The sequence below is a fragment of the Escherichia sp. WS1368 genome (assembly GCF_046487485.1).
GTDB classification, from domain to species: Bacteria; Pseudomonadota; Gammaproteobacteria; order Enterobacterales; family Enterobacteriaceae; genus Escherichia; species Escherichia coli.
On sequence record NZ_JBJQJI010000017.1, the window covers coordinates 77319 to 87013 of the forward strand.

At 51.9% G+C, this 9695-nt stretch carries 8 protein-coding genes; 4 read left to right on the plus strand and 4 right to left on the minus strand.

The window, feature by feature from the left end; translation table 11 throughout:
* Window positions 1-129 precede the first annotated feature (129 nt).
* Window positions 130-348, plus strand: a complete 219-nt coding sequence (ygdR, locus tag ACJHYD_RS21035; RefSeq protein ID WP_000758655.1) for a lipoprotein YgdR — start codon at window positions 130-132, stop codon at window positions 346-348.
* 107 nt (window positions 349-455) lie between these two features.
* The gene (locus ACJHYD_RS21040) at window positions 456-1496 is read left to right on the plus strand and encodes an NADP(H)-dependent aldo-keto reductase (protein WP_001199299.1); all 1041 of its coding nucleotides are present in this window, start codon (window positions 456-458) and stop codon (window positions 1494-1496) included.
* Window positions 1497-1527: 31 nt separating this feature from the next.
* Here ACJHYD_RS21040 and lplT read toward each other — a convergent pair whose 3' ends face one another.
* Together lplT and aas are read right to left on the minus strand one after the other, a co-directional pair.
* Window positions 1528-2721: a lysophospholipid transporter LplT gene (gene lplT, locus ACJHYD_RS21045; RefSeq protein WP_000004626.1), complete on the minus strand. Its 1194-nt coding sequence runs from the start codon at window positions 2719-2721 to the stop codon at window positions 1528-1530.
* Entirely contained in the window at window positions 2714-4873 is a 2160-nt protein-coding gene (gene aas, locus ACJHYD_RS21050) for a bifunctional acyl-ACP--phospholipid O-acyltransferase/long-chain-fatty-acid--ACP ligase (protein WP_001551576.1), read from the minus strand. The genes lplT and aas overlap by 8 nt, the downstream gene beginning before the upstream one ends.
* Window positions 4874-5458: 585 nt before the next feature.
* On the opposite strand from aas, the gene galR reads away from it, so the two are divergent.
* Window positions 5459-6490: an HTH-type transcriptional regulator GalR gene (galR, locus tag ACJHYD_RS21055; RefSeq protein WP_000201063.1), complete on the plus strand. Its 1032-nt coding sequence runs from the start codon at window positions 5459-5461 to the stop codon at window positions 6488-6490.
* Window positions 6491-6496: 6 nt separating this feature from the next.
* On the opposite strand, the gene lysA is transcribed toward galR, so the two are convergent.
* A complete protein-coding gene (gene lysA / locus ACJHYD_RS21060) occupies window positions 6497-7759 on the minus strand; it encodes a diaminopimelate decarboxylase (protein ID WP_001551577.1) in 1263 nt (420 codons plus the stop codon).
* 121 nt (window positions 7760-7880) lie between these two features.
* On the opposite strand from lysA, the gene lysR reads away from it, so the two are divergent.
* Window positions 7881-8816 carry a DNA-binding transcriptional regulator LysR gene (lysR, locus tag ACJHYD_RS21065; protein WP_000741816.1) on the plus strand — a complete coding sequence of 312 codons (936 nt, stop codon included), beginning with the start codon at window positions 7881-7883 and terminating at the stop codon, window positions 8814-8816.
* Here lysR and ygeA read toward each other — a convergent pair.
* Window positions 8803-9495: an amino acid racemase gene (ygeA, locus tag ACJHYD_RS21070; RefSeq protein ID WP_001551579.1), complete on the minus strand. Its 693-nt coding sequence runs from the start codon at window positions 9493-9495 to the stop codon at window positions 8803-8805. The genes lysR and ygeA overlap by 14 nt on opposite strands.
* Window positions 9496-9695 lie beyond the last annotated feature (200 nt).

The window sequence follows — 9695 nt, forward strand, 5'->3', positions numbered from 1 at the left end:
ACGCTCTCCTGCGGGAGGGCGTACTCACTCCTGTTCCCCTCACAGTTTAAGATTTTCCTGCTTTCAAGATATATAACGTCGGTTTATAAACAGACTATTATCATAGGTGGGCCAAATGAGGATAACCGGATGAAAAAATGGGCAGTAATAATTTCTGCAGTCGGACTGGCGTTTGCTGTTTCCGGGTGTTCCAGTGATTACGTCATGGCGACCAAAGATGGCCGTATGATTTTGACCGATGGAAAACCTGAAATTGATGATGATACCGGGCTGGTGAGTTATCACGATCAGCAAGGTAACGCGATGCAAATTAACCGTGATGATGTTTCGCAAATTATTGAACGTTAACTAATAAGGTCAGCATCCGGCTGGCCTTAAGATTTTTCTCTTTCCCTTTTCCCTTCCCTCTGCCATTTTTATATTCCTTATGTCGTGATTATAAAAAGGAAACGGCTATGCAATATCACCGTATACCCCACAGTTCGCTGGAAGTCAGCACGCTGGGGCTTGGCACGATGACGTTTGGTGAACAGAACAGCGAAGCCGACGCCCACGCACAACTCGACTATGCCGTCGCTCAGGGCATTAACCTTATCGACGTTGCCGAAATGTACCCAGTACCTCCGCGCCCCGAAACGCAAGGGTTGACTGAAACCTACGTCGGCAACTGGCTGGCGAAACATGGCAGCCGCGAAAAGTTAATTATCGCCTCCAAAGTGAGCGGACCGTCGCGCAATAATGACAAGGGCATCCGCCCGGATCAGGCGCTGGATCGGAAGAATATCCGCGAAGCGCTGCATGACAGCCTCAAGCGTCTGCAGACTGATTACCTCGATCTCTATCAGGTGCACTGGCCGCAGCGCCCAACCAACTGCTTCGGCAAACTCGGTTATAGCTGGACAGATTCTGCGCCTGCGGTTTCGCTGCTGGATACGCTGGACGCACTGGCAGAGTACCAACGCGCGGGAAAAATTCGTTATATCGGCGTGTCGAACGAAACTGCATTTGGCGTAATGCGCTACCTGCATCTGGCGGACAAACACGATCTGCCGCGTATTGTCACCATTCAGAACCCCTACAGCCTGTTAAACCGCAGTTTTGAAGTAGGTCTGGCAGAAGTCAGCCAGTATGAAGGGGTCGAACTGCTGGCCTATTCGTGCCTGGGTTTCGGCACACTGACCGGGAAATATCTCAATGGTGCAAAACCCGCTGGCGCACGTAATACGCTCTTTAGTCGCTTCACCCGCTATAGCGGTGAGCAAACGCAAAAAGCCGTCGCGGCGTATGTTGATATCGCCAGACGTCATGGCCTGGATCCTGCTCAGATGGCGCTCGCTTTTGTACGCCGTCAACCGTTTGTTGCCAGCACTCTGCTGGGCGCAACCACGATGGAGCAGCTGAAAACTAACGTCGAAAGTTTGCATCTGGAGTTAAGCGAAGACGTATTAGCTGAAATTGAAGCGGTACATCAGGTTTATACTTATCCGGCACCATAAGATTAACGCCGGTTAAAACCGGCGTTAAATATTAATGACGGCGCTGCCAAATCCACAGCGCCGTTATTGCCAGCGCAAACAGCGCACCGAAGCCAATGCCAATGGGCACGACCGGGATGCCTACCATTACCGCCAGCGAGTAAATGCCCAGCATCAACAACATGGCGCTGTTTTCGCCAAGGTTTTGTACTGCAATTGCATTCCCCGCCCCGACGCTTTTTTTACCCCGCTCCTGTAGCAACGCATTGAGCGGAACGACAAAAAAGCCCCCCAGCACGCCAATCAGCATCAACAAGGCATAGGCTGGCAACAGCTCGTGTTGCAGGGAGAAAATCAGTACCACCACACCAATCAAAATCCCGGCTGGCATACAGCGTGACACGGTTTCCAGCGTAACTAACTTCGCTGCCGCACCTGCGCCAACCACGATACCAATCGCTACCATCGCGTTGAGATAGGTCGGCGTAGCGTTATCGGTAATGCCCAGCGCCACCGGTACCCACAGCACCAACAGGAAACGCAGCGTGACACCTGCTCCCCAGAATAAACTGGTGCCCACCAGCGAAAAACGCGTTTCACCATTGCGCCATAGCGAGGTGCAGGCATTCAGGAAACTGCGGGTCATGTTGATGAGATTCCAGGACTGCCCCGGACGCGCCGCCACCAGTTTGGGAATGTAGATATTGGCAACGACCGCACCACCGTAGGCCAGTGCGCATGCGGCCAGGGCGACCAGGACATGCCAGTCAGCCAGCACACCACCGGCTACGGAACCGAGCAAAATCGCCGCTATGGTAGAAGCTTCCATTAAACCGTTAGCTTTCACTAACTTACTACCCGTGGTTAATTCGCCGAGAATACCGTATTTCGCCGGTGAATAGGCTGCAGCACCAACACCCACCAGCGTATAGCCGAGAAACGGATTGATACCAAAGCAGATACTGGCTGCGCCCAGCAGCTTCAGGCCGTTGGCAAACATCATCACCCGGCCTTTGGCGAAGCTATCCGCCACCTGTCCGACAAACGGCGCAAAAAGAATGTAAGCACCTACAAACACCATTTGCAGGATGGGCTGGCTCCACTCCGGATAGAACTGCGCTTTCAGTAACGCCAGAGTGGCAAACAGCAGCGCATTATCGCCAAACGCAGAGAGAAACTGCGCCACGATAACCGCTTTCATCCCCTTCGACCACAACGAAGTATTAGTGTGCACTGACTCACTCATCGTGTTGTTCCGCTTCGTCTACCCAGCTTTTCAACGTGACAAAGTCAGGTTTGCCGCTGCCAAGTAATGGCATCTGTTTCAGATAGCGAATATCGCGCGGTACAGCAAGCTCCGGCACGCCGTGCTCGCGGGCATACTGTTGTAACTTATCGCGCGTCAGTTCGTTATCTGTGGTGAAAAGCACCAGTGCCTCGCCTTTGCTGGCATCGCTCTTAATCGCAGTGGCATGGACTTTATCTGGCGAAACACCAAGTGCCAGTTGTTCCACCATTTCCAGCGACACCATTTCGCCTGCAATTTTGGCAAAGCGTTTTGCGCGGCCCTGAATCTGCACAAAGCCCTGCTCGTCAAAACGCACAATATCGCCAGTGTCATACCAGCCGCGCTCCATTTCGCCGCGAACATTCTCGGCGGTGGGCACTTCCAGTACACCTGGCTTCTCCACCCGCAGATAGCCGTTCATTATGTTCGGCCCTTTCAGTTGCAGGCGTCCGCCCTCTTCGATACCAGGAACCGACAACAGGCGCGCGTCCATACCTGGTAGAATACGCCCTACCGTACCGGGTTTCGCCGCCATCGGTACGTTGATAGAAACGACAGGCGCGCACTCGGTCACACCGTAGCCTTCAAGGATGCGCAGGCCAAATTTATCCTGCCAAAGCTGTTTGGTACTTTCTTGTAGTTTTTCTGCGCCTGCCACCACATAGCGTAGACGATAGAAGTCATACGGGTTGGCGAAACGCGCGTAGTGACCGAGGAAAGTCGAGGTACCGAACAACACGGTGCAACTGCGGTCATACACCAACTCCGGCACAATGCGGTAATGCAGCGGGCTTGGATAAAGGAACACTTCTGCACCTGTGAGCAGTGGCGTAAACAGGCCTACCGTCAGCCCAAAGGAGTGAAACAGCGGTAACGCCGACATAAAGCGATCGTTGGTGGTGAAGTCGGCAATCGTTTTAATCTGCTCGACATTCGCCAGAATGCTTTTATGGCTATGGACGACGCCTTTCGGATGGCCTTCAGAACCGGAGGTAAAAAGGATCAGCGCCTCTTCTTCCGGCTGCTGTTTTACCTGTGCCAGACGCGGCATCAGCAAATGAGCGAAGATCCATACTTTGTCGGCAGTGGTGACATCTGCTTTTAAATCTTCCAGATAGACCCAGCGCACCTGAGTAAGTTGCTCCGGCAGATGCCAGAGTTTGCCTTTATCGAGAAACTGGCGGGAAGTGAAGATGGTTTTGATTTCAGCCGCCGTAATAGCACTGGTCAGCCCTTTTACCCCGGCGGTGTAGTTCATCATTGCGGGAATGCGGCGACGGGCGATGGCCCCAAAAATCACTGCCGCACTGATGCCTGCATTGGGCAGCATTAAGCCGATGCGTTCGCCTTCAACACTGTATTTTTCAAGGATGCGTCCAACAAACAGCGTTTTCGTAAGCAATTTGCGATAGGAGTCTGGGGTAAAGTTGACGTCTTCGACACATTTCTTCCCGGCTCCGAAGCGGTATATTGCACTCAGTAAAGATTCGTACAGCGTTTCACGCGGGCGCACCGCCATACGCGCTTCCATCATTATTTGATGCAGCATTTCGCCAGCGATTTTGCGACGGTCACGGGCACGCGGCGCATCCGGCATCTCCACCTGCGTTGGTGGCAAAATATGCAGAGTAATTTGCGGGAACAAGCGACGTTTAACCAGACCTTTCAGGCGGCTGAAGTGCGTAAGTTCCGCCCCTTCAATACGCACAGGAATAACCGTTGCACCAGACTTCGCCGCGACAAAACCCGCACCATCGTAGATTTTCATCAGCGAGCCTGTGGTGGTGATTCGTCCTTCAGGGAAAATCACCACTGGTCGGCCCTGTTCCACCAGACGTACCAGATGTTTAATCGCCATAGGTTGCGTCGGGTCGAGAGGAACAAAGTCGATAAATGATTTCAGCCAACGCATATACCACTGTTGGCTTATTGAGGTGTAAACGGCAAATACCGGACGTACGGGTAAAAACAATGCCAGCAGTATGCCATCAATAAAAGAGACGTGATTAGGCGTGATTAGAACGCGCTCGCCCTTCAGTGCCTGGGTGTCACCCGTAACGCGAACGCGATACAAAACACGGCACAAATTTCGAAAAAAGCTAAAAAGCATTCCAACTCCCTTTGCTCTGATTCAGTAAAAGCGAATGGAGGGAGATTACACGAGATAAAGAACGCGAGCGACAGTAAATTAGGTGCGAAAAAAAACCTGCGCATCCGCGCAGGTTGGTGCAAGAGACAGGGTACGAAGAGCGTACCGAATAATCTCACCAATCAATACCTCTGGGATCTTGATTGTGGTCTGCACGACGACTCTTCGCCAGTGAGAAAACGCAAAGGAATGAAGGGAAATGCAACGAGGTGTGTAAATTGTCGGTTACTGTTACAGATTGATGACCGGCAAAAAAAAACCTGCGCATCTGCGCAGGCTGGTGTAATTCATGTGCTCAACCCGAAGTTGACTTCACCTATCAATACCTCTGGGATCACCACTTTAGCAACCTGAAGCCAAACGCCACCAGCGGTCAATCGCAACAGCGTTTCGCAAAGTGTAACCAAAGGTTTGCAATCTCTTTTTTTGTCTTACTTATTTGCGTTTGGCTCACATTCCCACGATGAAAACACGCCACCCCTTGAACCAACGGGCGTTTTCCGTAACACTGAAAGAATGTAAGCGTTTACCCACTAAGGTATTTTCATGGCGACCATAAAGGATGTAGCCCGACTGGCAGGCGTTTCAGTCGCCACCGTTTCCCGCGTCATTAATAATTCACCCAAAGCCAGCGAAGCTTCCCGGCTTGCTGTGCATAGTGCAATGGAGTCTCTTAGCTATCACCCGAACGCCAACGCCCGTGCGCTGGCGCAGCAGACCACTGAAACGGTCGGTCTGGTCGTTGGTGATGTTTCCGATCCGTTTTTCGGTGCAATGGTGAAAGCGGTCGAACAGGTGGCTTATCACACTGGTAATTTTTTATTGATTGGCAACGGTTACCACAACGAACAAAAAGAGCGTCAGGCTATTGAGCAACTGATCCGCCATCGCTGTGCTGCGTTGGTCGTCCATGCCAAAATGATACCGGATGCCGATTTAGCCTCATTAATGAAACAAATGCCCGGTATGGTGCTGATCAACCGTATCCTGCCTGGCTTTGAAAACCGTTGTATTGCTCTGGACGATCGTTACGGTGCCTGGCTGGCAACGCGTCATTTAATTCAGCAAGGTCATACCCGCATTGGTTATCTGTGTTCTAACCACTCTATTTCTGACGCCGAAGATCGTCTGCAAGGGTATTACGATGCCCTTGCTGAAAGTGGTATTGCGGCCAATGACCGGCTGGTGACATTTGGCGAACCAGACGAAAGCGGCGGCGAACAGGCAATGACCGAGCTTTTGGGACGAGGCAGAAATTTCACTGCGGTAGCCTGTTATAACGATTCAATGGCGGCGGGTGCGATGGGCGTTCTCAATGATAATGGTATTGATGTACCGGGTGAGATTTCGTTAATTGGCTTTGATGATGTGCTGGTGTCACGCTATGTGCGTCCGCGCCTGACCACCGTGCGTTACCCAATCGTGACGATGGCGACGCAGGCTGCCGAACTGGCTTTGGCACTGGCGGATAATCGCCCTCTCCCGGAAATCACTAATGTCTTTAGTCCGACGCTGGTACGTCGCCATTCAGTGTCAACTCCGTCGCTGGAGGCAAGTCATCATGCAACCAGCGACTAACCGCAGTTAAAGCAATTCCAGTGCCAGTAATTCTTCGATGGTCTGGCGACGGCGAATTAACCGCGCCTGACCATTATCAAACAGAACTTCTGGTAACAGCGGACGGCTATTGTAGTTGGATGACATTGATGCGCCATATGCCCCCGTATCATGCAATACCAGATAATCACCCGCCTTCACTTCCGGCAAGGCGCGGGTTTCAACATTTCCCCCTTCCTGCTGGGTAAAGACATCGCCCGATTCACATAACGGCCCGGCGACGACGGTTTCCACCGTTGGTGCGTGTTCCAGAGAACGACCATCAGCTGCCAGGGCACTGATATGGTGGTAACTACCGTACATTGCCGGGCGCATCAGATCGTTAAACCCGGCATCAACCAGCACAAAGTGGCGGCTACCCATTTGTTTGACGCTCCGCACCTGAGTAATTAACACGCCAGACTGCGCTACCAGGAAGCGACCCGGTTCAATTTCCAGTTTCACAGGGTGGCCCAAATGGCGGGCGATTTGCTCACGCGCGGCATTCCACAGACCATAATAATGTTCGGTATCAACCGCCTCTTCACCCTGTTGATAAGGAATAGAAAGCCCACCACCCGCAGAAATAGCCTGTAAATCCTGACCGAATTCGAGGACCAGACGCACCATAGCACCACATACCTGTTCCAGATGGGCATAATCAACGCCAGAACCAATGTGCATGTGAATGCCGACCAGCTGTAGATGATGACGTTGTATCACGTCCAGTGCGGCGGGCAGATCGGTGTACCAGATACCGTGCTTGCTGTTTTCGCCACCAGTATTGGTTTTTTGGCTATGCCCGTGACCAAACCCCGGATTAACACGCAGCCATACCCGATGCCCTGGCGAAACCTGACCCAGTTGGTCGAGCATATCAACAGAACCCGCATTCACCGGAATTTGCAATTCACTGACGCGTTCAAGCGTCGCCTGATCGATAACATCTGCCGTAAAAACAATATCATCGGGGTGCGTTTGCGGATTGTAACCCGCCGCCAACGCACGCTCTATTTCGCCTAACGAGACGGAATCCACTTTCACGCCCTGCTCACGCATTAAGCGCAAAATATGAATATTGGAACAGGCTTTCTGTGCGAAGCGCACCACATCAAACTGTTTCAGCGCTGCAATCTGCCGACGAATAATTTGCGCATCGTAGGCCCACACCGGGCAGCCAAATTCTGCGGGCAAACGCAGCAGATTTTCGGCGGTGAGGTCGGTATCGGTGCTGAACAGTGAATGTGGCATAACAAACTCCAGATAAGTGCTTTTTTATGATTACGCCACATCATAAAAAGAATAAAAAATATCGATTTATGTTGAGTCTATGCAAAAATGATATGGATTACCGGATTGCGAGAGAGCGCTAATGGCCGCCGTTAACTTACGTCATATTGAAATTTTTCATGCGGTAATGACCGCCGGAAGCCTGACTGAGGCGGCACACCTGCTACACACCTCACAGCCAACAGTCAGCCGCGAACTGGCGCGCTTTGAGAAGGTGATCGGGCTGAAATTGTTTGAGCGCGTACGTGGACGATTACATCCTACCGTGCAAGGACTGCGTCTGTTTGAAGAAGTGCAACGATCCTGGTACGGACTGGATCGCATTGTCAGCGCCGCAGAAAGTCTGCGCGAGTTTCGCCAGGGAGAACTGTCTATAGCCTGCCTGCCGGTCTTTTCGCAATCTTTTTTACCGCAGCTCCTGCAACCCTTTCTGGCACGTTATCCCGATGTCAGCTTAAATATCGTGCCCCAGGAATCACCTCTACTTGAAGAGTGGCTCTCGGCCCAGCGTCATGATTTAGGGCTCACTGAGACGCTCCATACGCCTGCGGGAACAGAACGTACCGAATTACTCTCTTTAGATGAAGTGTGTGTGTTACCTCCGGGTCATCCGCTGGCGGCAAAAGAGATATTAACGCCAGAAGATTTTCACAGTGAGAACTACATCAGCCTTTCCCGTACTGACAGCTATCGCCAGTTGCTGGATCAATTGTTTACTGAACATCAGGTTAAACGACGCATGATCGTAGAAACCCACAGCGCCGCGTCAGTCTGCGCAATGGTACGGGCGGGGGTAGGTGTTTCGGTGGTTAACCCGCTCACCGCACTGGATTATGCGGCAAGCGGTTTAGTGGTGCGGCGGTTCAGTATTGCGGTTCCGTTCACCGTCAGCCTGATCCGCCCCCTGCACCGCCCGTCATCAGCGCTGGTTCAGGCGTTTAGTGAGCATTTACAAGCGGGATTACCGAAACTGGTCACTTCTCTTGACGCTATTTTGTCGTCAGCTACGACAGCATAAAAGCGACAGCATCCTCGGCATGGATCGCCGCGGTATCAAACACAGGCAGAACACTGCGCTCTTCTGGCACCAGTAAACCAATTTCCGTACAGCCAAAAATGACGCCCTGTGCGCCCTGTTCTGCAAGGCGAGCAATCACTTGCGCATAATAAGTGCGTGACGCTTCGGTAAATTGCCCCAGACACAGTTCTTCAAAAATAATCTGATTAATTTTCGCCCGTTCATCCGCTTCAGGAATGAGACAGTTGATGGAAAATTGTTCCGTCAGCCGCCCGCGATAAAAATCCTGTTCCATGGTGTAACGCGTACCCAGCAGCGCCACACGAGTCATCCCGGCCCCGGTAATTGCACGTCCGGTGGCATCCGCAATGTGTAAGAAAGGCAGAGAGCAACGAGACTCAATGGCATCCGCCACTTTGTGCATCGTATTGGTACATAACACAATGCCTTCTGCGCCCGCCCGCTGTAAGCCAAGCGCCGCCTCAGCCAAAATGTCCCCGGTTTTGTCCCACTCGCCGCGACGCTGGCACTCTTCTATTTCATGAAAATCGACGCTATGTAGCAGCACTTGCGCAGAGTGAAGCCCACCAAGCCGCTGTTTAATACCTTCATTAATCAGACGATAATAAGGAATAGTGGATTCCCAACTCATTCCTCCCAGCAAACCAATTGTTTTCATTCCTCTCTCCTGATGTGTGTTACCGCAACAAGGCTGAATAAGGAACGAGACAAACGCCTCAACGGCCAGGTGCCCAATCTCTATTAACGAATAAATATCCTCCGGCATAGCCGGAGGTTTTTCAAATGCGCCTGTAAGGCTCTGTTACCAGCCGCGCCCTAACAGGCGCATACGATCTGACATTTGCATTCAACTTCGTT